Origin of the sequence: Sphingomonas faeni (assembly GCF_024273235.1) — a bacterium.
Lineage (GTDB): Bacteria > Pseudomonadota > Alphaproteobacteria > Sphingomonadales > Sphingomonadaceae > Sphingomonas > Sphingomonas faeni_A.
Genome location: NZ_JANBVH010000004.1, coordinates 112591 through 136014, shown reverse-complemented (window position 1 = coordinate 136014; position 23424 = coordinate 112591). Strand labels below are relative to the sequence as shown.

Genomic DNA, 23424 nt, shown 5'->3' with positions numbered 1-23424 from the left:
TTCTGTGGCGACCGCTCCCTCCCTCCGCCGGTATCAACCGGATCAGGTTCAGCGGGTCGAAGGCTCCTGCCTTCCTCTCAAGCGCGGATAAAGCGCTCCCCCGGGGTGGGGTGAGCATAGGCGGCTTGGGGTGGGGCGCAATGGGAAACTTGCCCTTCGACTTCGCTCAGGGCGAACGGGCTTGGGGGGTGAACGGTGCGGGTGAAGCCCTTTCTTGCGATCCTCCCCCGCAAGGGGGAGGTGGCTGGCGCTTGCCAGACGGAGGGGGCGGTAAGGGATCACCGGTGTTGCGCGGTCCTCCCCCTCCGTCGCCTTCGGCGCCACCTCCCCCTGGCGGGGGAGGATTGAGCACTAGAGAAAAGGCCGCTGCCCCTGGTTTGGGGCAACGGCCTTTTCCTTACTCCGCTCGCCGTCAGTCGTAGCAAAGCTACGCCTTGTGGCGTGCTGTGCTGCGCTGGCCGGGCTTGGGCGAGTCCTGCACCAGCTTGGTGCAGGCCGCCCTGCGCCTCAGAACCGGAACGACACCGTGCCGCGGAGCGAGTGCCAGCGGAACTGGTCGTCGCTGCGGCGGAAGGTGGTGCCGCTGGTGTTAGGGGCGAGCACGAACGGGTTGTTCGCCAGCAGCACCGGGCTGCCGGCGAGCGCGGTGCCGGCGGTGACCAGAACGCGGGCGTCGTCGTCCTTGTACTGGTGATAGGTGTATTCCATGCCGATCGAGATGTTGCGGGTCAGCTTCTGCTCGATGCCGCCGCCGCCGACATAGCCCCAGCGCTTGTTCGAGCCGGTGGCCGCGAACGCGTTGGCGGTGTTGGTGGTGAAGAACAGATTGTCGATCTTGGCATAGCCGGCGCCGCCGGTGGCGTAGAACAGCGTGTTGCGCGCGGCGAGGCCGACACGGGCACGGACCGAGCCTTCCCACTTCAGCTTGCGTGCCATCGTGTAGCTGGCGGGCGTGGACGAGAAGGCGGCGACGCTGTCGGTGATGTCGGACTTGCCGAATTCGCCGACAAGGCCGACCACGAACGCGCCGCTCTGCACGTCGAAGCCGGCGCGGCCGTAATAGGACCAGCCGTCATCGTCGTTGCGGCAGCCGTAATCGACCACCGCGGTGCGGGCGGAGCCGTTGCAGAAGCCCGGCGAGAAGGCGTTGGCGCCGGTGATGGTGTTGACGCTGTCGTTGAAATTGCCGTCGCCGTTGCGATCGAACAGGATCGACGAGCCGACGTCGTTGCCCTGGACGTCGTAACCGCCGGCCGCGCCGATATAGACACCCGAGAACGGCTTGCTGTCGCGGTCGGTGGTCATGTCCTGCGCGGCGGCGGGAACGGCAAAAATGCCCGCGGCGGCGAGACCGGCGAGCATGGTGAGCGTCGTGAAGTGTTTCATGGTCATTCCCCAAACAAGGATCGCGGCGCTCCTGAATGCGCCGCGATCCGAGGTTTCTGTTTCAGTCCGTGACGGCGATCATGCGTTGGCGCCGCTGCTCCGAAGTGCGTCGGTGCGGTTGTTGGTCCCGTTGGGGAAGAAGCCCCCGCCGATCCGTGCGGTGTTGGTCAGATAGGCGATGTTGTGCACCTGTGCGATCGACCGGCTATAGGCCAGGCCGTTGGCATCGGTCGGCACGATGTTCGAGATCGTCGCATCGGTACCGGTGATGCCCTGATCGATGTCGCTGCTGCCGTCGAGGCTGTCGCGGGCGTCGCTGATCTGGCCCGCGATGGTGCGCAGCGACGGTGCATCCAGGCCCTTGCGGTACAGGATCGTGCGGATCAGGCCGGCGTGGTAGGCCTCAGCCGCCAGGATGCCGGCGGCGGCCTCGAGATAGGTCTTGTTGGCGATCAGCGCCGCTGCGCCCTTGTAGGCCGAGACGCCGACGTCCTCGAAGATGTACGCGCCGAGCAGGAAGCTGTTGTCGTCGGCATAGGGGTTGAACACCTGCGATGCAGAGACGACGCCGGCGGCGCGTGCTGCGGCCGTGAACGCACCCGGCGCGGCGACCGTGCCGGCCGAGATGTCGATCGCGGGCTGGGCGACGGCGGCGGTGCCGAGCGCGGTCCGCAGGAACGCGACGTGCGCGACCTCGTCGATCGCGATCTCGCGCGCATATTCGCGGACGACGGCATCCTGGAACGGGACCTGCGCGCCGCCGGTGACGGCGCCCTGCGTACCGGTGCCGGTGAGCAGGCTGGCGTTCAGCCCGACGCCGAATGCCGCGAACGCATAGAACTGCGCTTCGAGATATTCGAGGTTGAGCGCGTAGTTGAGGATATCCGCATCGTTGATGGCGGCGGCCGGGGTCGGAGTCGGCGTGGGAGCGGGTGCGAGATCCTCATCGTCGTTGCCGCAGGCCGCAAGCAGGCTTGCGCCACCGATGGCGAGGGCCGAGCCGCCGGCGAAGCGGAGGAAACCGCGGCGCTCGTTACGGCGGGCGGCGATCGCGTCGAATATCTCGAGCTTGGTATTGAGATCGGTCATTGGGTTAATCCCCTGAATATCGAAGAAGGCGCGCGGTCGGTCTGAGCGATCAGACCGCTGCGGTGCTCGTCTTGACGTTGCCGTTCATGCCGGCCGGGAAGAACCCGCCTGCGGAGGCTGCACCACTGTTGAGGTACACGATGTTGAGCACCTGGCTTGGCGAACGGCTGTAGGCGACGCCGTTGGTGTCGAGCGGGACGATGTTCGACACGGTCACCGCGGCCTGCGTGGTGGCGAGGTTGATCGGCGTCGCGCTGTACGACGAGATGCCCTGGTCGATGTCGTTCGCACCGAAGATCGTCGTGTTGGCGCCACCACCGTCGAGGCTGTCGCGCGCGCGCGAGATGGCATCGGCGGAGGTGCGCAGCGACGGCGTCGCGATGCCCTTGCCGTACAGCGTCGTGCGGACGATCGCGGCGTGATACGCCTCGACCGCGAGCAGGCCGGCAGCGGCCTCGAGATACGCCTTGCTGGTGAGCAGCGGGGCGGCGCCCTTGTACGCGGTCACGCCGACGTCCTCGAAGATGAACGCGCCGAGCAGGAACGCCTCGTCGGAGGCATAGGGATCGAACGCGGTGCCGGCGGGGACGAGCCCGGCGGCCTGGGCGGCGAGCGAGAACGCGCTGGTCGGCGAGACGCTGACGTCGATCACCGGCTGCGCGACGGCGGCGGTGCCGAGCGCGGTGCGGAGGAACCTGACATGGGCGATCTCGTCCTGGGCGATCTCACGGGCGTATTGCGAGACGATCGGATCGGTGAAATTTACTTGGCGACCGCCGCGGACCGCACCCTGCTGGCCAGTGCCGCCAAGCAGGCTGTTGTCGAGCCCGGTGCCATAGGCCGCGTAGGAATAGAATTGCGCCTCGAGATATTCGAGGTTGAGCGCGAAGTTCAGGACATCGGCGTCGGTGACGGACTGGGCCGCCGCGGCGCTGGACATCGACAATGCGGTCGCACCGGCCGCGGTGATCGCAGCGGCGCCGAGCGCATTCTTGAAAAACTCACGCCGCTCGCTGCGCCGTTCCACTCGCGCATCGAGGGCTTCGATCAGGTGCACGCTCTCGGTCATATCAGGGTCCTCCCCTTGTTGTTGCAGACGTCGGAGTTATTGAAACAATCGAACAATCCGGACCGATGAGAGTAACACCCTGTCGCCAGGGGCCGACTCGTAACGCGCTCTATTGCGGGCAGAAACCTGCCGTCCAAGGCGAGGAACGGACGCCATGGCGAAATGGACGCAGCATTAACGGCAACGTTGTGAAATAAATTTCAGGTGGGGTGGGGGTTTGGTGGAGCGGCGGCGGGGCGGTCTTGCGGGGGCGCCCGAGGCGGGTTCGCGGGCGCGTTCGGAAGATTGGGTCGCGGTAGTTTTGCGGGAGCTTTGGTGGCTGGCGTTGCGGGAGCTTTGGTGGCTGGCGTTGCGGGAGCTTTGGTGGCTGGCGTTGCGGGAGCTTTGGAAGCTTTGGCCGCGGCAGTTCTCGCGCTTCGTTGGCCCGCGTCGACAGGACGCCGCTGGCGGTTGAGGCTTGGCGGTCTGCTTCTCCCCGCCCCTTCAGGGGAGGGGCTTTTGGATCTCTGGCTTACGATCCTCACCCGCCAGGGGGAGGTGGCGCCGTAGGCGACGGAGGGGGAGGACACGGAACCGGCGTTTGCGCTGCCTCCCCCTCCGTCTGGCAAGGGCCAGCCACCTCCCCCTTGCGGGGGAGGATCGTGAGGTCCGGGGGTTTGGCTCTTGTTTGCCCGAGATCAGATCAGGCCGGCCTAGGATCAGCCGGGCCTGACTCAGAAAGTGTAGGTCAGGCCTATCGCGCCGAGCCACTGGTCGGCGTCGCCGACGTCGGCGACGATCGGGCTGTCCTTGTACTTGCCGACCATGCGGCCGTAGAGCACGCCGGCGCCGACGCCGAGGCCGTGGCGGAGATCGCCGGACAGGCTCTGCACCACGAACAGCGAGGCGTTGACGCGGCGGAAGCCGCTGTCGTTGACGTCGTAGGTGCGCAAACCGCTGGCGAGCGAGCCGATCGGCGTCACCGCCGCATAGGTGCGACCGAAGCCCTTGCCGGCATAGTCCGCGGCGATGCCGAGCGAGACGAGCGTGCGGACCGACAGCGGCGTGGTGTAGTTCACCTGCGGGGTGATGACGTAGCTGTCATAGGTGCCCGACACGTCATGGACATAGGCGACGCGCGCGGTGAGCGTGTCATAGTCGCTGGTGATGACGCCGGTGCGGGCGACGCCGACATAGCCGCCGAGTTCATAGGCGGTGTCGATCTTGCCGAGCGCGCGGACCTGGCGGTTGTCGATATCGCCGGTGCGGTCGCGGCGGACGCCGGCGATGACGCCGACTTCATAGTTGATACCGACCTCGCCCGTGTTCGGGATCAGGTTGAAATAGAGCTGCGTGCCGCGGAGGAAGATGTCATGGCCGCGCACCGTGCCGACGAATGCACCGGCGGGCGTGAAGGAATTGCTGTCCGCGCCTTCGTAATCGGGCATCGACACCACGCCGAGCGCGACCGTCATGCGGTTGTTGTCGCGCGGGTCCGTGACCGTCGGCGACGGGTTGGGGTCGGTCTGGGCGAGCGCGGGGGTAGCGATCGAGAGCACCGCGATTGCGGCAGACGTTAAGAGAGTGAGTGCGCGCAAGGAAATGCTCCGGACAGAAAGGTTCCCCGTCGCAACGCGGTGAAACCGTTTTCGGTCCGTTAGGATCGGTCAGAAGATGTAACGCATTTTCACCTGTTGCAATTCGGCATCACCGGCAACCATGAACCGGGCCGCCGAAAAGCGCGGCGGACCGAACCGGACGGCGGCGTTGCGCGAGAAGCCGTAGCCCTCCCGCGGGATGCCGGCGAGCGTGTCGAGCTTCGCGTTGTTGTTCTCGTCGTGGATCACCGCGAGCGCATAGCCGCGCTGGGGCAACCCCGGGAAACTGGTGGTGCGGACGCTGGCGGGCAGCGACCGGGTCAGCGCGTTGGCATCGTCGACGCAGGCGGGAAAATTGTCGGGATCCGCGGTGAGGCAGATCCGGATCATGCCCTTTGCCGAGCGGAGATTGTCGATCTCTACGTCAAGCCGCGTGACGGGGGCTGCTGCCGCCAGCGTCAGCCACGCCAGCGCGCCCGCCACTGCCAACGGCAGGCGCGACACGGGCGGCAGCTTTCGCATGCGACTTGGTGAAGTCGCCGAGTCCCTTGTCGGTGCCGCAGAGCCGATCCCAAAAGCGGAAATAAAGGCCATAGTTGCACCCGTATTGTTCGTGATGGCGCTGATGATGGCTCGCCGTGATCAGCCAGCCTCCCAGTGCGCCCCGCCACATGAACCGGGGGAAAACCTCCCACCCCATGTGATTGGTTACCCCCATAACGGTCATGATCGTCAGTACCAGACCCAGTGCGCCGACATGGATCGGAATCAGGAAGACCAGTAGCGGAATTATCACAGCGCCGGTGATCGCCTCGATCGGATGGAACGCCATCGCCGCCCACGCGGTCGGCGGGCGGCTGGCGTGATGCACCGCATGCGCGAGCTTGAAGGGTTTCGGCCGATGCATCCAGCGATGCGTCCAGTAGAACCAGGTGTCGTGCGCGAACAGGAAGGCGAGCACCGACACCGGCAGGTACCAGAGCGGATAAGCGTGGACGTCGGTGTAGATCTGCGTCCAGCCGCGATTCTGCCAGCCCCAGGCGACGATCCCCGCGGGTACGCCGTAGATCGCCGCGGAGGCGATGCTCCACCAGATCTCGCGCCGCATCTGCGCATCCAGCCCGCGGTAGAGCCCGGGATGACGCGCGCGGGTGGCGGCGGCGAACGCGCCGGAGACGATGAGATAGCGGACCCCGACGATCGCGGTCATTGCCAGCGCGGAGAGGAGGATGGCGAGCCACATGAGGCGCTTATAGGGGATTTTGGGGTGTTGGGTAATGGGGTTGTGGGGGTGGGCGCGAGGCTAGTGGGCAGTCAGCACCGATGCGATCATGGGCACGAAATCTCCATGGCGGTGACAACCTGGGTGCCTTTGGGACCGTGGACGTTGCGACTGGCAAATAGTCCGGTAAGCTAGGATTTTAATCGGGGGGGCCGGATGCGAACGATCATCAAGATGATGACTGCCGCTATTCTCGTGGCAGTAGCGGGCTGCGGAAATGCGCAAAGCCCAACACTGATTCCCGCGCTCGAAAGGTTAGCCAAATCCGGCAATGCGGAAGCGATATACTATCTCGGCATGGCGTATCAGACGGGCTCCGGTGTCGGCGAAGACCATGCAAAAGCACTCGACGCTTTCCGTAGAGCGGCAGAACTGGGCGACCCGCTCGGCGCGTATAAGTTGGGCTGTTATTATGCAGGGCAAGGCGCCGGCCTGGTGACGGCGAATGCCGCGTTGGCCCTCCAGTACAAGCTCGTTGCGGCGAATGCAGGCTATGCGCTGGCACAACAGGATGTCGGGATCCTGTATGCGCAGGATGGCGATGTTCCCAAGGGGCTTGGCTGGCTGGAAAAGTCCGCGGCACAGGGCTGGTCCGGCGGCCTGATGACACTCGCCTCGGTGTACAATGGTGCAGCGGGCGTCAAACCCGACGCCGCGAAAACGGCCGCGTATTTCCGGCTTTTCCTTGCCCGTTCGGAACCCGACGACAAGCAGACGGCCTGGCTCGAGAATTTCGAAGAGCAGCTTTCGTCAGGCGATAAGGCGCGCGCCGGAGAGATCGTAGGTCGCTACCGTCCGATGCCGACTGCGCTGACGATCAAGGCGCTGTCGGGGCAACGCGCAGCCGAAGCCTTGGTCAAGGCAACGGCGACCAGATAGCTGCATTGCGGACGCGGATGCGTGCATCGTGGGATACCCCAGCTTTCGCTGGGGTGACGGATTTGGAGGGGGCGGGGCTTGGAGGAGCGGGGCTTGGAGGAGGGGGCGTGGTGCTTGGCGCGCTTCCGGAGACGCCCTTGTCCCGAGAATCGCTTGGGGTTGCGATAGGCTCTATGCAGGGTGCGGAAAGATGATAGCCTCCCCTCCAGAGCAGGATGACCTGCCAACTCGGAGAGTGATGCATGGCAAACCACGGCGCCGCGCGCGGGGATACTGGCGTACAGACCGGCAAGGACCATAAGGGGCTGATGTATGCGATCGCCGGGACCATTTTGGCGTTGGGGCTGGTGTTGATGGCGTTCTACGACCGGGCGGGCGATCCGGTGCCGATCGCTTCGGTGCAGACGCCGGTCGTCACCGCGCAGCAATAGCAGCGGGATCCGCCGGGAGATCCACTGCGGGCGCGCGGCGGTCGAAGATCAGGATCGGCGCGTCCCGGTAGGTGCCCGTGGTGCGCAGGCGGTAGCCGAGGCGCTCGGCGAGGCGGATCGAGGGGGCGTTGGCGGGATCTATGATGCAGGTCGTCGCGGGGATGCGTGCGTCGGTCCAGGCGAGGATCGCGACGAGCGCTTCGGAGGCATAGCCCTGGCCTTGCGCGGCGCCGGTGAGGGTCCAGCCGATTTCCGGCGCGGCATCGATTGCGGGCTCGATCGCGCGGCGCGCCTCGATCAGGCCGAGCTCGCCGATCAGGCGACCGGTCGCGGTGTCGCGCGCGATCCAGCTGCCATAGCCGAACAGCGTCCATTGCCCAATCGAGCGGAGCAGGCGGATCCAGACGTCCTCGCGGGCGCGGGGCTGGCCGCCGATCATCGTGTAGACGCGCGGATCGGTCCACATCGCGGCGCAGTCCTCGAGGTCGGCGGCGGCGTGGCCGGTCAGGGTCAGGCGGGCGGTGGTGAGCGTGGGGGCGGATGCGGGCGTGAGCATTTGCCGGGTCTAGGGACGATTGCGATGGAGGGATATCCGTTGCGGGGGGGCTCACTTTGCCGGTGAGGGAGGCGTAGTCGTTGCCGGGTTCTCCTTGCCGAAAAGGGAGGGGTATCGTGGCCGGGCATTCGCCCCTCCCTGGAAGGGAGGGGTCGGGGGTGGGTCGGCCGGCTTGTGCCACGCGCGTTCGACTATGCGGACGCCGACCCACCCCCAGCCCCTCCCTTCCAGGGAGGGGGGCAGGTTCCTCTTCCTTACCGCGGGGTGTAGCCGTGGCGGGTTCTCCCCTCCCTTCCAGGGAGGGGAGCAGGTTTGGCTTTTCCCTTTGCACGGCGCAGACGCTGCGATGCTCGATCCGTGAATCCTCCCCCGCAAGGGGGAGGTGGCACCACAGGTGACGGAGGGGGAGGACGCGGCACCTCGGTTCCCCTTTCCTCCCCCTCCGTCAGGCAAGCGCCTGCCACCTCCCCCTGGCGGGGGAGGAAACCCGGTACGCCCCCCCTGCGCGTCCCGGCAACGCAGGTTGTCTTAGTGCGTGATTGCTTTGCAAAGGTTGTTTTCGAGGCTCTCGCTTTGCGCTAGTCGGAGGCATGGCATCGACGATCTCCTGCGACGTCGCGATCGTTGGCGCGGGTTTGGCCGGCGGGATGATCGCGCTGGCGCTCAAGGCCAGGCATCCGGCGCTGGACGTTCGGCTGATCGACGCCGCGCCGGTGGTCGGCGGCAATCATCTCTGGTCGTTCTTCGGCAGCGACGTGGCGCAAGGCGATCGCTGGATCGTCGCGCCGCTCGTGGTGCATGCGTGGCAGGGCTACGACGTACGCTTTCCGGACCATGCACGGACGATCGACGCGACCTATTATTCGATCGAGAGCGAGCGGCTCGACCGCGAGGTGCGCCGCGTGCTGCCGCCACACGCGCTGATGCTCGGGCGGAAGGTATCGGGCGCGAGCGCGACCGCGGTGGTGCTGGCGGATGGCGACCGGATCGAGGCGACCGGCGTGATCGATGCGCGGGGCCCGGGCGACCTGTCGCTGCTCGATCTGGCGTGGCAGAAGTTTCTCGGGCGCGAACTGGCATTGAACGTGCCGCACGAAAGCCCGCGGCCGATGGTGATGGATGCCACCATTCTGCAGATCGACGGGTATCGGTTCGTCTATTGCCTGCCGTTCAGCGCGGACCGGATGTTCGTCGAGGACACCTATTACAGCGACACGCCCGATCTGGACGTGCCCGTGCTGGGCGCGCGGATCGATGACTATGTCGCCGGGCGTGGCTGGTCGGTGGCGCGTGTCGAGCGTGAGGAATCGGGCGTGCTGCCGGTTGCGATGGGCGGCGATTTCGAGGCGTATTGGCGGTCGGGCGGCGCGCATGTCGCCAAGGCGGGCATGCGCGCGGGGATGTTCCACCCGACGACCGGCTATTCGCTGCCCGATGCGGTGCGGACCGCGGCGATGCTGGCCGACCTCAGCGATTTCTCGGGCGCGAAACTGCATGACGCGACGCACGATATGGCGCGGGCGACGTGGCAAAGCCGCGGCTTCTACCGGATGCTCGACACGATGTTGTTCCGCGCCGCCGAGCCGGAGGAACGCTACCGCATCCTCGAACGCTTCTACCGCCTGTCGCCTGCACTTATCGGGCGGTTCTATGCCGGACGGTCGACCATGACCGACAAGGCCCGAGTCCTCACCGGCAAGCCGCCAGTCCCCATCTCGCGCGCCGTTCGCGCCATTATCGGAGCACGCTCTTGAAGACCGCAATAGTCATCGGCGCAGGATTTGGCGGCCTTGCGCTCGCGATCCGGCTGCAATCCGCGGGCGTGCAGACGACGATCGTCGAAAGCCGCGACAAGCCGGGTGGGCGTGGGTATTTCTGGGAACGCGACGGGTTCACCTTCGATGCGGGCCCGACCGTCATCACCGATCCCGATTGTCTGCGCGAACTATGGGCGCTGAGCGGGCGCGACATGAGCGAGGACGTGACGCTCGATCCGGTGCTGCCGTTCTATCGGCTGAACTGGCCCGACGGGACGAATTTCGACTATACCAACGACGACGTGCAGATGCGCGCCGAGATCGAGAAGCTGCATCCCGGCGACTGGGCGGGATACGAGAAGTTCCTGCAATATTCGGCGGGTGTGTTCCACGAGGGCTATGAGAAGCTGGGGCATGTCGCGTTCCTCGACTTCGGGTCGATGATCAAGGCGGCGCCGGCGCTGGCGAAATACCAGGCGTGGCGGTCGGTCTATTCGATCGTGTCGAGCTTCGTGAAGTCGGAGAAATTGCGCGAAGCGTTGAGCTTCCACACATTGCTGGTCGGCGGCAATCCGATGACGACGAGCGCGATCTATGCGCTGATCCACAAGCTGGAGCGTGACGGCGGGGTGTGGTTCGCGCGTGGCGGGACCAACCGGCTGGTGGCGGCGCTGGTGACGCAGTTCGAGCGCTTAGGCGGCGTGCTGCGGCTCGACGATCCGGTGACGTCAATCGAGACTCTCGGCGACCGTGCTACGGGCGTGACGACTGCGAGCGGCTGGTCGGGTCAGGCCGATGCGGTGGCCGCGAACAGCGACATCATGCATACCTATCGCGATCTGCTGGCGACCTCGCGTAGTGCCAAGCGCAAGACGGGCTCGCTCGAGCGGAAGAAATATTCACCGTCGCTGTTCGTGGTGCATTTCGGGATCAAGGGCACGTGGCCGGGCATCCCGCACCACATGATCCTGTTCGGGCCGCGCTATAAGGGGCTGCTCGAGGACATTTACGATCACGGCGTGCTGAGCGAGGATTTCTCGCTGTATTTGCATCACCCGACGGTGACAGATCCTTCGCTGGCGCCGGAGGGGCATTCGACCTTCTATGCCTTGGCGCCGGTGCCGCACATGGGAAAATTCCCGGTCGACTGGGACGAGATCGCGCCGATCCTGGAGAAGCGCATCCTCGACGAGATCGGGCGGCGGTTGATCCCGGATATCCACGAGCGGATCGTGACGAAGTTCTCGTACGCGCCGAAGGATTTCGCGCAGGATTTGAATGCGCATCTTGGGTCGGCGTTCTCGCTGGAGCCGGTGTTGACGCAGAGCGCGTATTTCCGGGTGCACAATCGGGACGAGCATATTCCGAATTTGTACTTCGTGGGGGCTGGGACGCATCCGGGTGCGGGCATTCCGGGGGTTGTCGGGAGTGCCAAGGCTACGGCTCGGTTGATGCTCGGGGGCGAGAAGTAAGGTTTGTTCACGCGGAGGCGCGGAGACGCGGAGGTGTTGCGCTTGTCGCGTAGCGACCGTGTCTCCAACGATCTGCGGAACTTGCGTGAAGACAGCGCGAGCGCTGTCCGGAACGCAACACCTCCGCGTCTCCGCGTCTCCGCGTGAACCCATTCTTCTCTTGCGGCACCCCGCGCGCATCCCCTAGCGGTGCGGGATGAAGAGACTTGCTGTGTATTGCGGGTCGGCGACGCCGGCTGATCCAACTTATATCGAGGGCGCCCGGGCGCTGGGGCTGGCCTTTGCCGAGCGGGGGATTGGCCTTGTTTATGGCGGTGGGCGGACCGGGCTGATGGGTGCGATCGCCGATGGCGCGCTTGAGGGCGGCGGCGAGGTTATCGGGGTTATTCCTCAGGCCTTGGTCGATGCGGAGGTGGCGCATCGGGGGCTTACCGAGTTGCACGTTGTCTCCGGCATGCATCAGCGGAAGCAGATGTTTACCGATCTCTCCGACGGGTTCGTGACGATCCCGGGCGGGACCGGGACGATGGACGAGTTGTGGGAGGCGCTGAGCTGGGCGCAGCTTGGCTATCATGCGGATCCGGTGGGGTTGCTGAACACCGCTGGGTATTATGATCACCTGATCGCGTTCTGGGAGAAGATGGGCGAGGTTGGGTTCTTGCGGGCGCAGCACCGGGATCTGCTGATCGTGGCGGATACGCTGGAGGTGCTGCTCGACCGGATGGCGGAGCACGTGCCGACGCAGCCGATCGTGCGGATGAACGCGTCGGATTTGTGAGGGTCTTCGGATCGCACGTCGAAACCCCGCTCTACCCCGGCGGAGGCCGGGGCCCAATCGGGAAACATGACTTGGTTTGCGTTGCGCGTCGTTACTCCAACCTTTCCAATTGGGCCCCGGCCTTCGCCGGGGTGGTGGCCCTGATGATGGTAGCGCGTGGGATGGCGGCATGACCTCCGCCCTCCCCTCTCGCGAGGCGATCGTTGCTACCGCGCACGAGTCGATTTCGCGTGGGTCGAAGAGCTTTGCCGCCGCCAGCTTGTTGTTCGACAAGCCGACGCGCGAGCGGGCGTGGCTGCTGTATGCGTGGTGCCGGCGGTGCGACGATATCGCCGACGGGCAGGATCATGGGCACGGGATGACCGTGGTCGAGGACGCGCCGGCCCGGCTGGTGACGCTGTCGGCGATGACCGAGCAGGCGCTCGCGGGCGACTATGTCGGCGAGCCGGCGTTCGATGCGCTGCGGATCTTTGCGGCCGAAACGCGGCTGCCGAAGCGGTTCGCGCGCGATCTGGTCGAGGGGTTCGCGCTCGATGCGCGCGAGTGGCGGCCGCGGTCGGAGGATGACCTCTACAAATATTGCTACCATGTCGCGGGCGTCGTCGGGTGCATGATGGCCGTGGCCATGGGCGTCGATCCCGACGACGAGGACACGCTCGACCGTGCGTGCGACCTGGGGATGGCGTTCCAGCTCGCCAATATCGCGCGCGACGTCGAGGAGGATGACCGGGTCGGGCGGTGCTATCTGCCCGAGGACTGGCTGGTCGAGATGGACTTTCCGCCGGGCCAGCACATGAAGCCGCCGTTCCGGTCCCGGCTGGCGGTGTTGACGAAGCGGATGGCGGACCGCGCGGCGGCGTTCGAGGCGAGTGCGCGCGAGGGGACGCCGGCGCTGTCGTTCCGCTCGGCGTGGGCGGTGCTGTCGGCCGCGGGAATCTATGGCGCGATCGGGCGGACCGTGGCGGCGCGGGGCGAGCATGCGTGGGACCACCGCGTGACGACGTCGGGCGTGCAGAAACTGGGGTTCATCGCGAAAGCTGCACGACAGGCGGCGTCGCGCAAGACGCTGTACCCGCGGACCGGGCGCAACCCGCGACTTTGGACCCGGCCTAAACCCTGAAGCGCGGCCGATCGCTGTATCGTCGCAATATTCGCTGCACGATGGCGGTTTTCAGCGCCTGAACACGCTGAATCGCCACCGTTCGGGCATGCGCGCGGGAAACACATGTTACCGTTCGTTTACCATAAACTCTCGCGTAGCGGATAAGTTGTATGATTATGACAGTCTTATCATAGATTTATCTTGCAAACGATTCAAATCACATACATAGGTTAAGAATAAGCCGAGTGCTCCCTACATCGCGACCCTCGCGACGGGCTCAACTCGAGCACTTCTACGCCTGACCTTCTGGTATTCGACCGCGGCGGGACTTGACACAGATCGAGTCGCGGCGGTCCGCTAAGGCTTCGTCCTCGCTTCGGGCGCACTTCCCCTTTTCGAACGGCTCCCGCTGCTGCGGATGGGAGATTCGTGCCTTCCATCCGCGGTGACTTTCGAGGTGTTCATGTACAAGTCGACCCTTTGGGCGGCCGCGCTTGCGGCTGTGAGCCCGGCTGCCCTGTTGGTTTCGACTCAGGCTGCGGTGGCGCAGGTCCCGGTCGGTGCCGGTGGTCAGCTCCAGCAGATCCCACCCGCACCGCTCACCGACAAGCCCACGCCCGATCTCGGCTTTGAGCGCAAGACGCCGGTCGTCGTCGTCGCAACAGGTGGCCCGAAGACGCTCGTCCGGTCGCTGCGCGTGACCGGCGCGACGCTGTTTCCCGAGACCGACCTGATCGCCGCGACCGGGTTCGTGCCCGACAGCGAACTCGATCTGTCCGAGATGAAGACGCTCGCCGCGCGGATCACCGACTATTACACCAGCCGCGGCTATTTCGTCGCGAACGCGTACCTCCCCGAGCAGGACGTGCAGAGCGGCGCGGTCACGATCGCGGTGATCGAAGGGCGCTTCGGCGCGGTCGGCATCAAGAACGAATCGCGGCTGTCGGACAGCGTCGCGAACGGCATCCTCGATGGGCTGGACGTCGGCGATCCGGTCGCGGTCGCGCCGCTCGAACGTCGCCTGCTGATGCTGTCGGACCTGCCAGGCGTGCGGGTGCGATCGACGCTCAGCCCCGGCACCGCGGTCGGCACGTCGGACCTGCTGGTCGACATCACCCCCGGCCAGAGCATCACCGGCAGCGTCGAGGCCGACAATGCCGGCAACCGCTACACCGGCGCCTACCGCGTCGGCGGTTCGGTCAACTGGAACAACCCGACGGGGTCTGGCGACGTGCTGAGCCTGCGCGCGCTGACGTCGTTCTCGGGGCTCGCTTATGGCCGTGCGTCGTACCAGGCACCGATCGGCCAGGTCACGCTGGGCGTCGCGTTCGCGCATCTCGAATATTCGCTCGGCAAGGAGTTCGACAGCCTCGACGGCAGCGGCAATGCCGACGTCGCCAGCGTCTATGCCAGCTATCCGCTGATCCGGTCGCGCGACAATAATCTGTACGTGACGCTCGGTGGCGACGTGAAATGGTTCGAGGACCGGATCGGCATCGTCGACACCACGACCTATCGCCGTGCGCAGGTGATCACCGCAGGGCTCAGCGGCGACCAGCACGACACGCTGCTCGGCGGCGGCTGGAGCGCGTATTCGCTGAGCTATTCGGTCGGCAATCTCGATATCCGCGGCGCGTATGAGCGCTCGGTCGACGCGCTGACCGCACGCACCGACGGCAGCTATGGGAAGCTGCAGTTCAGCTTCGCGCGGTTGCAGACGATCGCCGGGCCGCTGTCGCTGTTCGCCTCCGCCCGCGGGCAGATCGCGTTCAGCAACCTCGACATCTCCGAGCGGATGGAACTGGGCGGCGCCTATGCGGTGCGCGCCTATCCCGAGGGCGAGGCGTACGGCGACCAGGGTTACGTCGCCACCGCCGAGGCGCGGCTGGCCTTGCCGCAGGTCGTGCCGGGTGCGCTCCAGCTGTTCGGGTTCGTCGACGTCGGCGAAGTCGATTTCGTCAAGCATCCGTATTTCGACGGATCGAACCACGCGAAGCGCAGCGCATACGGCGCCGGGCTGAGCTGGGCGGGACCGTACGGGATCGCCGCGAAGGCGACCTATGCGCGGAAACTCGGCGACGAGGATGCGACGTCCGCCCCCGACAAGTCGGGCCGCGCCTGGTTCCAGGTTTCTAAGACCTTCTGAGCGCGCCAGCTCGCACAAAACTTTGCGGCCATCCGCCGCCACCGAGGATACCGCACATGACCCCCATCCCTTCGACGATCAGAAACACGCGCCGCCCCACTCCCACCGTCACGCGCACGCGGCGTGGCGGGCTGTTCGGCACGACCGGGCTCGCGCGGTTCGCGTGGCTGATCGGGTTCAGCCTTGCGGGCACGATGGCGGTGCGTCCGGTCGAGGCGCAGACGCTGCCGACCGGGGGTGAAGTCGTTGCGGGCCAGGCCAGCATCGCGACCGGCACCAAGTCGCTGACCGTGACGCAGACCAGCGACCGCGCGGCGATCAACTGGCAGTCCTTCTCGATCGGCAAGGGCAAGAGCGTCGTCTTCGAGCAGCCGACCAGCAGCTCGGTGGCCTTGAACCGCGTGCTGGGGTCGGATCCTTCGGTGATCCTCGGCAACCTGTCGGCGAACGGGAAGGTGTTCCTGGTCAACGCGAACGGCATCCTGTTCGGCCAGACCGCGAACGTGAACGTCGGCGGGCTGGTGGCCTCGACGCTGAACATCTCCGATGCCGATTTCCTCGCGGGCAAGACCAGTTTTGCGGGGACCAGCGGCGCGAGCGTCCAGAACGACGGCCGGATCACCGCGAAGAACGGCTATGTCGCGCTGCTCGGCGCGAACGTCGGCAACGGCGGCACGATCAAGGCGAACTTCGGCACCGTCGTGCTGGCGGGCGGCGAGGCGATCACGCTCGACGTCGCGGGCGATGGGCTGCTCAACGTCGCGGTCGACAAGGGCGCGGTCGGCGCGCTGGTCCGCAACGGCGGGCTGATCCGCGCGGACGGCGGCAAGGTCGTGATGACCGCGCAAGGGGCCGGTGACCTGCTCCACACCGCGGTCAACAACACCGGTATCGTCGAGGCGCGCACGTTGCAGAACCGTGGCGGCACCATCCTGCTGCTCGGCGACATGAAGACCGGCACGGTCACCGTCAGCGGCGAACTCGACGCGAGCGCGCCGGTCGGCGGCAATGGCGGCTTCATCGAGACGTCGGCGGCGACCGTCACCGTCGCGGACAGCGCCAGGGTGTCGACCTTCGCACCGGGCGGCATGACCGGCATGTGGCTGATCGATCCGCAGGATTACGTGATCGGTGCGGGCGGCAACATCTCGGGCTCGACGCTGTCGGCGCAGCTCGTGACGACCAGCATCACGATCAGCACGATCCCCGCGGCGGGCGACACGACCACCGGCAATGGCGATATCTTCGTCAACGATGCGGTCGCGTGGACCGCGTCGGGCGTGCCGACGACGCTGACGATGAACGCATTCCGCGACGTCAACATCAACGCGCCGATCACCGCGACCAACGGCAACATCGTCGCGTGCTGTGGCCGCGACGTGAACGTCAACGCGCCGCTGACCACGACCAACGGCAGCATCCTGCTCAACGCCGGGCAGAACGTGAACGTGTTCCACGCGATCACGACGACCGACGGCAACATCGCGCTGTGCGCCGGCCACGACGTGCTGATCGACGCGGCGGTGACGCTGACGCGCGGCACGACGATCCCCGCGCAGAGCCTCGGCCTGCCGGTCGGGCTGACGCTGATCGCCGGCGCGGACGGCACCGGGCCGGGCGTCAACGGCGGCACGATCGTGTTCTCCGCATTGTCGCCGCCGACCACGGTCACCGCGGCGCCGGTGTCGATCAACTACAACCCCATTTCGTACACGACGCCGACCGACTTCTCGACCGAGTTCGTGCTGACCGAAGGCGCGGCGATCACCCAGCGCATGCTGTTGTTCCCGACCGCGCAGAAGGTGGCGGACGGCACCAATGCGGCGGTGCTGAGCGGGTTCAACACCAACGGCACCTCGGGCACGCCGACCGGCGTATCGCTGGTCGCCGGCCCCGATGCGACCGCGACGTTCGACAGCACCGGCGAAGGCACGGGCATCGGCGTGAGCTTCAGCGGCTACACGCTGACCGGCGCGAACGCGGACCAATATGCGCTCGCGAGTTCGTGCTGCGTCGCCGGGTTCCGGACGACGGGGACGATTACGGCTGCTCCGGCTCCTGCCCCGGCTCCGGCTCCAGCGCCCGCCCCGGCTCCTGCGCCCGCCCCGGCTCCTGCGCCTGCTCCGGCGCCAGCGCCTGCACCTGCTCCGGCACCAGCGCCCGCTCCAGCACCAGCGCCCGCTCCCGCTCCAGCACCAGCGCCAGCACCAGCGCCTGCTCCAGCACCAGCGCCAGCGCCAGCGCCCGCTCCGGCTCCAGCGCCCGCTCCGGCTCCGGCACCAGCGCCTGCTCCGGCACCGGCGCCTGCTCCGGCACCAGCGCCTGCTCCAGCACCAGCGCCCGCTCCGGCACCAGCGCCCGCTCCGGCTCCTGCGCCTGCTCCAGCACCAGCGCCCGCTCCGGCTCCTGCGCCTGCTCCAGCACCAGCGCCTGCTCCAGCACCAGCGCCCGCTCCGGCACCAGCGCCTGCTCCAGCACCAGCGCCTGCTCCAGCACCAGCGCCCGCTCCGGCACCAGCGCCTGCTCCGGCACCAGCGCCTGCTCCGGCTCCTGCGCCTGCTCCGGCTCCTGCGCCTGCTCCGGCTCCTGCGCCCGCACCGGCTCCAGCGCCTGCTCCGGCTCCGACGCCTACGCCGGTGCCGGACCTGCCGAACGCGACGCGGCCGTTCCTCGAGGTGCCGCCTGTCCCGGTTCGCGTTCCGACGCCGCCGACGGTCGAGATCGTCGAGGGTGGCGTGACCTATCCGGCGCCCGAGCGTCCGGGGACCGTCATCGTCGAGACGCCCGATACGCCGCCCGTGCAGGCCGTCCAGCCGCTGTTCGTGCAGCCCACGCCGCCGACCACGCCCGTCGTCCCGGTCTATCCGCGCAAGCAGGCGCGTCACTGAGGTGACGGGCGCGAGAGGGCAGAGCGCGGGGCGGCGGGCGGGCGGATGCGTCCGGCTGCTCGGCGTGCTCGCCTTCGGGATGGTCGTCGCGTCGCCGGTGGCGGCGCGGCCTGTCGCCGAGCCCGCGACCGCCGCGCAGTTCAGGGGCGAGACAGTCTCCGCCGACGCGCGCGATACGGCGAACTGGGTGACGGCGTCGCACGACAATCATGCGCTGCCGTTCGTCGTGATCGACAAGGCGAATGCGAAGGTGTTCGCGTTCGATGGTGCCGGTGTGCTGCGCGGTGCGGCGCCTGCGTTGCTGGGGATGGCGCGCGGCGACGACAGCGTGCCGGGGATCGGCCAGCGCAAGCTCGCGACGATCACGCCGCCCGAGCGGACCACGCCGGCGGGGCGGTTCCAGGCGTCGCTCGGGCGCGATTTCGAGCAGGATATATTGTGGATCGACTATGAGGCCGCGCTGTCGCTGCACCGGGTGATCAAGGGTCGCCGGGTGGACGATCGCGCTGGACGGCTCGCATCGCCGACGCCGAGCGACAACCGGATCTCGTATGGCTGCGTGAACGTGCCGCCCGGGTTTTACGACGGGGTGGTGAAGCCGCTGTTCACCGGGACCGTGGGGATCGTCTATATCCTGCCCGAGACGAAGCCGCTGCGGAGCGTGTTCGCCGTGCCGGTCGAGGCGAAGTAGCGAACGTCTCGATCCTCCCCCGCCAGGGGGAGGTGGCACCGCAGGTGACGGAGGGGGCGGAACGCGCAACCTACGTTGCCTATTCCTCCCCCTCCGTCTGGCAAGTGCCAGCCACCTCCCCCTGGCGGGGGAGGATCACAGAGCTTGGCGCGTCACTGGCACCAGGGGCGTTCGCGGTACCATTTCGTCAGCACGTACTTCACGCCCTGCTCAACCGGCATGCCCTGGTGCAGCGATCCGGGGTTCGGCGCGCCACAGTCGTCCATGTTGTTCCAGATCACGAGATTGCCCGCTTTCGGTGCGATCGCGAGCCCCGCGGTCGGGAAGTTCGTCCGGCCGCCCGCCTCGGGTTCGTTGAGGAAGGTCATCGCCGACCAGGTCCGCTGGCCGCCCATCGTCACCTGGTCCAGCCAATAGGGCTGTGCGGTATCGAAATAATCGTGATGCGGCTTGAACTCCTGCCCGACCGCATAGCGCTGGCCCTGCAGTGCCTCGCCATAGCCCGGTTCGAGCCCGGTCAGCTGGTCCAGCTTGGTCTCGACCGCAGTCACCGGCGCCGGGCCGGGATAGAGGTAACACGTCTCGCTCGTACGATGCGGCGACACCGCGGCATCGCCCACGACCGGTGACGGCACGCGATCGGCGTCGATGAGCGCGATCAGGGCGCCACATTCGTCGAGCGTCAGGAAGTTTCGGACGACGTAGAGTTCGACGTCGTTCGCCGGCATCCGCACCGCACCTGGGTAGCACGCGATCCGATCGCGGACCTGCGCAGCGGACTCCGACCGGCCGAGCGCCTCCAACTGACCGTCGCGACGATCGAAAGGTCGAGCGTCCGACAAGGCGCGCGGGTCGTCATGCATAGCCATAAAGTCCGCGCCGATCGTGAAGTAGTGATCCAGGTTATCTGACTTTGCTATAATCCAGATTAAGATTCTTACAACGTGCATCCTTCTAAGATATCCGACGTTTATCTTGTACGACCAACATAGGTTAGGCCGGTTGCGCGACTACATCGCGAACCTCTGCCCTCATGGATGCGCATAAGTCGCACCTACCGAAGAGTTCGGGAACATCCCCCGCTCCGCTGCCGGCGTGAGCCCTGGGTGACGCGATTGAACGACATCGGCGGAGTCTTACCATGCAACCACGATTTCTCGCGGGTGCGGGATCGCGATCCCGTGCGCACGCATCCCCTGCGAGCCCGCGCCCTGCGACCGCATTGGCGCGCCGCCCGGCGCAGCACACCGCCGTCTGCGCGAGGGCCACGGCGATCGCCGCCGAAGCCGAAGACCAGCGCGTGACCCAGCGTATCAAGGGACGGCAGACCGAGCGCTTCCGCTAGACGAGCGCGGCCCCCGATCGCTCCCCGATCGGCATCGTCGACCGACGCCATCCAATGCCGGACTCTTGCTCGTCCTCGCGCTTCGCGGGGCCAGGACACCCATGTTCAAATCCATTCTCGCAGGCGCTGCGGCGGCCTTGCTCACCACCGCCCCGCACCCCGCGGCCGCGCAGACTCTGATCGTACCCGGTGCGTTGCTGCTCGCGGGCTATCGCGCGACCTGTGGACCGGTCGATACGATGATCAAGCCGATCGACGACATCGCCGCCGCCTATAAGGGCCGGATCATCCTCCACCCCCGCGTGCTCGATCTGCCGCGTGCGCAGCAACTCTTCTGGTACACGCATGAATGCGCGCATCACATCTTCGGGCCGGGCGAGGCCGCGGCGGATTGCTGGGCGGTGCAGCAGGGCAAGATCCAGGGGTGGCTGTCGCGCGACGAACTCAGCCGGTTGGGGACGACGATGCGGTCGTTTCCCGGCGACGCGACGCATGGCGATGGGCGCTCACGGGTGTCGTATATGGAGAAATGCTACGCTCGCTGAGGCGCGCGGGGGGCGCTCAGGCGTAGACGTTATTCCGCGAAGGCAATGTTCTCTCGCGAAGGCGGGAGCCTAGTCTGGATCCCCGCCTTCGCGGGGAAACATGCTTTTACAGCGTCTATACTTTGATGTCGGCTATGACGGCGGAACGGTCATGGCGTATAGGATCCACGTGGTGGGGGTCCTCAAGACCAGCCCCGCTCCCACCCAGACGTCGCAACAACGGCGATCAGCCCTGCGGCTTGGCCTTGCCCGCCTTGGCCATGGCCATGCCGCTCGCACGGCAGTTTGCGCCGATCATCGGATAGGGAACATTGGTGTTCTGCGCCAGCTGCTCGGGCAGCGCCGCACGGCACTGCGCCATCGTCTCGTAGCGCGCGGGGATGACCCGGGCCTCGGTGCAGTTCACATTGCCGTCGCCGCAACCCATGATGGCCATGACGTAGAACAGCGGTTCCATTTCACTCTCCGGTTGCGACACGCCGTTGCGGCAGGACGTATCGATAAAAGCGACGAAGTGGCAGGATTGTTCCCCCAACTGCTTTCACCGGGGCTTGACTGCGCCTACATCGCGTCGATCCATGCCCCCTGATACCTACACCTCGACGCGTGCGGACCAGCCGCTGCTCCCCACGCTCCGCCGCTTCCTGCCGTTTCTGTGGCCGGCTGGGCAGCCGAAGCTGAAGGCGCGGATCGTCGTCGCGATGCTGCTGGTGATCGCGTCGAAGCTGATCCAGGTGTTTGGCGCCGCGTTCACGCTGAAATATGCGGTCGACCGGATGGCGGGGAACGATCGCGGGGCGCTGACCTTGGTCGTCTTGCTGGTGGTCGGATATGCCGCGTCGCGGTTCGGGACGACGTTGTTCGACAATCTGCGCAATGCGGTGTTCGAGCGGGTCGGGCAGGACGCGTCGCGACGGCTGGCGGCGCAGGTGTTTCGCCATCTGCATGCGCTGAGCCTCGATTTCCATCTGTCGCGGCGGACGGGTGCGGTCACCAAGGTGGTCGAGCGGGGCACCAAGAGCATCGACACGATGCTGTATTTCCTGCTGTTCAACATCGCGCCGACGGTGTTCGAACTCGTGCTGGTGCTCGGGCTGTTCTGGACCAAGTTCGGGTGGCCGCTGGTCGTCGCGACGATCGTGATGGTGGTCGGCTATATCGCGTTCACGCGGATGGTGACCGACTGGCGCAATGCCTTGCGGGCGCGGATGAACGACCTTGATACCGGGGCGGTGGCGCATGCGGTGGATTCGCTGCTGAACTTCGAGACCGTGAAGTATTTCGGCGCCGAGGAGCGCGAGGCGCGGCGCTACGATAGCGCGATCACGGCCTATTCAGAGGCGGCGGTGAAGAGTGAGAATTCGCTCGCGTGGCTGAACCTCGGGCAGGCGCTGATCACCAATGTGATGCTGGCCGGCGGCATGGGGTTCGTCGTGTGGCGGTGGAGCCGGGGCGAGGCGTCGGCCGGCGACGTGGTGTTCGTGTCGACGCTGCTGGCGCAGCTGTTCCGCCCGCTCGACCTGTTGGGGATGGTGTATCGCACGATCCGGCAGGGTGCGCTCGACATGGCGGCGATGTTCGACCTGATCGATACGCCGGCGACGGTGGTCGATGCGCCGGGTGCGCCGGCGCTGGCGGTGAGCGCGGGGCATGTCCGGTTCGAGGGGGTTTCGTTCGGGTATGATGCCGGGCGGCCGATCCTGCGCGATCTGGAGCTGGACGTGCCGGCGGGATCTACGCTGGCGGTGGTGGGGCCGTCGGGGGCGGGCAAGTCGACACTCGCGCGGTTGCTGTACCGGTTCTACGACCTGACGGGCGGGCGGATCACCGTCGATGGGCAGGATATCGCGCAGGTGCGGCAAGCGTCTTTGCGTGCCGCGATCGGCATCGTGCCGCAGGATACGGTGCTGTTCAACGACACGATCGGGTACAATATCGCCTATGGCCGCGAGGGGGCGGCGATGCCCGAGGTCGAGGCGGCGGCGAGGGGCGCGGCGATCTCGGGCTTCATCGAGCGCCAGCCTTTGGGGTATGCGACGCGGGTAGGCGAGCGCGGGTTGAAGCTGTCGGGTGGCGAGAAACAGCGCGTGGCGATCGCGCGGACGTTGCTGAAGAACCCGCCGATTTTGATCCTGGACGAGGCTACCTCGGCGCTGGATAGCCGAACCGAGGCGGAGATCCTCGACACGCTCGAGGCGATCGAGCGCGGGCGGACGACGATCGTGATCGCGCACCGGCTGTCGACCGTGGTGCATGCGGACCAGATCGTCGTGCTGGAGGCGGGGCGCATCGTCGAGAAGGGCACGCATGCGGACCTGCTGCGGCAGGGCGGCGTGTATGCGGAGATGTGGAACCGGCAGGCGCAAGAGCGTGCCGGGGATGACGATGGGGCGTTGGCGGCGGAGTAGCGGTTGATTGTATCTCGACGTAC

21 protein-coding genes and 1 riboswitch are annotated in these 23424 nt (G+C 66.6%); of the genes, 12 read left to right on the top strand and 9 right to left on the bottom strand.

The genetic code is table 11. The features are described from left to right. Positions 1–2: 2 nt before the first annotated feature. A riboswitch (TPP riboswitch) is annotated at positions 3–113 on the bottom strand. 394 nt (positions 114–507) lie between these two features. The 6 genes from NLI89_RS03330 to NLI89_RS03305 form a co-directional block, all read right to left on the bottom strand. Beyond that, positions 508–1386 carry an outer membrane protein gene (locus NLI89_RS03330; protein WP_254685722.1) on the bottom strand — a complete coding sequence of 293 codons (879 nt, stop codon included), beginning with the start codon at positions 1384–1386 and terminating at the stop codon, positions 508–510. Between the two features lie 78 nt (positions 1387–1464). Then, on the bottom strand, positions 1465–2475 hold the full coding sequence (locus NLI89_RS03325; protein WP_254685721.1) for a ferritin-like domain-containing protein: 1011 nt from the start codon (positions 2473–2475) through the stop codon (positions 1465–1467). A 49-nt stretch (positions 2476–2524) separates the two neighbouring features. Further along, positions 2525–3544 (bottom strand): ferritin-like domain-containing protein, encoded by a 1020-nt coding sequence (locus NLI89_RS03320; protein WP_254685720.1) that lies wholly within the window; start codon positions 3542–3544, stop codon positions 2525–2527. 713 nt (positions 3545–4257) lie between these two features. Continuing rightward, positions 4258–5121, bottom strand: coding sequence for a MipA/OmpV family protein (locus NLI89_RS03315; RefSeq protein ID WP_254685719.1), 864 nt, complete (start codon positions 5119–5121; stop codon positions 4258–4260). A 69-nt stretch (positions 5122–5190) separates the two neighbouring features. Next, positions 5191–5625, bottom strand: coding sequence for a DUF2141 domain-containing protein (locus NLI89_RS03310; protein WP_254685718.1), 435 nt, complete (start codon positions 5623–5625; stop codon positions 5191–5193). After that, the gene (locus NLI89_RS03305; protein ID WP_254685717.1) at positions 5546–6364 is read right to left on the bottom strand and encodes a sterol desaturase family protein; all 819 of its coding nucleotides are present in this window, start codon (positions 6362–6364) and stop codon (positions 5546–5548) included. Before NLI89_RS03305 ends, NLI89_RS03310 begins: the two co-directional genes overlap by 80 nt. A gap of 195 nt (positions 6365–6559) precedes the next feature. Between NLI89_RS03305 and NLI89_RS03300 the strand changes: the two genes are divergently transcribed. Together NLI89_RS03300 and NLI89_RS03295 are read left to right on the top strand one after the other, a co-directional pair. Next, on the top strand, positions 6560–7282 hold the full coding sequence (locus NLI89_RS03300; RefSeq protein WP_254685716.1) for a tetratricopeptide repeat protein: 723 nt from the start codon (positions 6560–6562) through the stop codon (positions 7280–7282). A gap of 242 nt (positions 7283–7524) precedes the next feature. Continuing rightward, positions 7525–7713 carry a hypothetical protein gene (locus tag NLI89_RS03295; RefSeq protein WP_254685715.1) on the top strand — a complete coding sequence of 63 codons (189 nt, stop codon included), beginning with the start codon at positions 7525–7527 and terminating at the stop codon, positions 7711–7713. On the opposite strand, the gene NLI89_RS03290 is transcribed toward NLI89_RS03295, so the two are convergent. Then, positions 7697–8269, bottom strand: coding sequence for a GNAT family N-acetyltransferase (locus tag NLI89_RS03290; protein ID WP_254685714.1), 573 nt, complete (start codon positions 8267–8269; stop codon positions 7697–7699). The genes NLI89_RS03295 and NLI89_RS03290 overlap by 17 nt on opposite strands. Positions 8270–8859: 590 nt before the next feature. On the opposite strand from NLI89_RS03290, the gene crtY reads away from it, so the two are divergent. The 7 genes from crtY to NLI89_RS03255 all read left to right on the top strand — a co-directional run bounded on the left by crtY (position 8860) and on the right by NLI89_RS03255 (position 19103). After that, the gene (gene crtY / locus NLI89_RS03285; protein WP_254685713.1) at positions 8860–10023 is read left to right on the top strand and encodes a lycopene beta-cyclase CrtY; all 1164 of its coding nucleotides are present in this window, start codon (positions 8860–8862) and stop codon (positions 10021–10023) included. Continuing rightward, positions 10020–11498, top strand: a complete 1479-nt coding sequence (locus NLI89_RS03280) for a phytoene desaturase (RefSeq protein WP_254685712.1) — start codon at positions 10020–10022, stop codon at positions 11496–11498. The genes crtY and NLI89_RS03280 overlap by 4 nt, the downstream gene beginning before the upstream one ends. Before the next feature lie 196 nt (positions 11499–11694). Next, positions 11695–12276 carry a TIGR00730 family Rossman fold protein gene (locus NLI89_RS03275; protein ID WP_254685711.1) on the top strand — a complete coding sequence of 194 codons (582 nt, stop codon included), beginning with the start codon at positions 11695–11697 and terminating at the stop codon, positions 12274–12276. A gap of 169 nt (positions 12277–12445) precedes the next feature. Further along, positions 12446–13396 carry a phytoene/squalene synthase family protein gene (locus NLI89_RS03270; RefSeq protein WP_254685710.1) on the top strand — a complete coding sequence of 317 codons (951 nt, stop codon included), beginning with the start codon at positions 12446–12448 and terminating at the stop codon, positions 13394–13396. A 445-nt stretch (positions 13397–13841) separates the two neighbouring features. Continuing rightward, positions 13842–15524: a ShlB/FhaC/HecB family hemolysin secretion/activation protein gene (locus tag NLI89_RS03265; protein ID WP_254685709.1), complete on the top strand. Its 1683-nt coding sequence runs from the start codon at positions 13842–13844 to the stop codon at positions 15522–15524. A 56-nt stretch (positions 15525–15580) separates the two neighbouring features. Then, positions 15581–18412 carry a two-partner secretion domain-containing protein gene (locus NLI89_RS03260; protein ID WP_254685708.1) on the top strand — a complete coding sequence of 944 codons (2832 nt, stop codon included), beginning with the start codon at positions 15581–15583 and terminating at the stop codon, positions 18410–18412. A 1-nt stretch (position 18413) separates the two neighbouring features. Then, on the top strand, positions 18414–19103 hold the full coding sequence (locus tag NLI89_RS03255; RefSeq protein WP_254685707.1) for a L,D-transpeptidase: 690 nt from the start codon (positions 18414–18416) through the stop codon (positions 19101–19103). Between the two features lie 152 nt (positions 19104–19255). Here the strand turns inward: NLI89_RS03255 and NLI89_RS03250 are convergent, their stop codons facing one another. Continuing rightward, on the bottom strand, positions 19256–19972 hold the full coding sequence (locus NLI89_RS03250; RefSeq protein WP_254685706.1) for a prolyl hydroxylase family protein: 717 nt from the start codon (positions 19970–19972) through the stop codon (positions 19256–19258). Positions 19973–20244: 272 nt separating this feature from the next. Here NLI89_RS03250 and NLI89_RS03245 point away from each other — a divergent pair, with 272 nt between their 5' ends. Together NLI89_RS03245 and NLI89_RS03240 are read left to right on the top strand one after the other, a co-directional pair. Then, the gene (locus NLI89_RS03245; protein ID WP_254685705.1) at positions 20245–20448 is read left to right on the top strand and encodes a hypothetical protein; all 204 of its coding nucleotides are present in this window, start codon (positions 20245–20247) and stop codon (positions 20446–20448) included. Positions 20449–20549: 101 nt separating this feature from the next. After that, positions 20550–20993 carry a hypothetical protein gene (locus NLI89_RS03240; RefSeq protein ID WP_254685704.1) on the top strand — a complete coding sequence of 148 codons (444 nt, stop codon included), beginning with the start codon at positions 20550–20552 and terminating at the stop codon, positions 20991–20993. A 226-nt stretch (positions 20994–21219) separates the two neighbouring features. Here NLI89_RS03240 and NLI89_RS03235 read toward each other — a convergent pair whose 3' ends face one another. Then, positions 21220–21450, bottom strand: a complete 231-nt coding sequence (locus NLI89_RS03235; protein ID WP_254685703.1) for a hypothetical protein — start codon at positions 21448–21450, stop codon at positions 21220–21222. Positions 21451–21571: 121 nt separating this feature from the next. Here NLI89_RS03235 and NLI89_RS03230 point away from each other — a divergent pair, with 121 nt between their 5' ends. Then, positions 21572–23401: an ABCB family ABC transporter ATP-binding protein/permease gene (locus NLI89_RS03230; RefSeq protein ID WP_254685702.1), complete on the top strand. Its 1830-nt coding sequence runs from the start codon at positions 21572–21574 to the stop codon at positions 23399–23401. Positions 23402–23424: the final 23 nt, after the last annotated feature.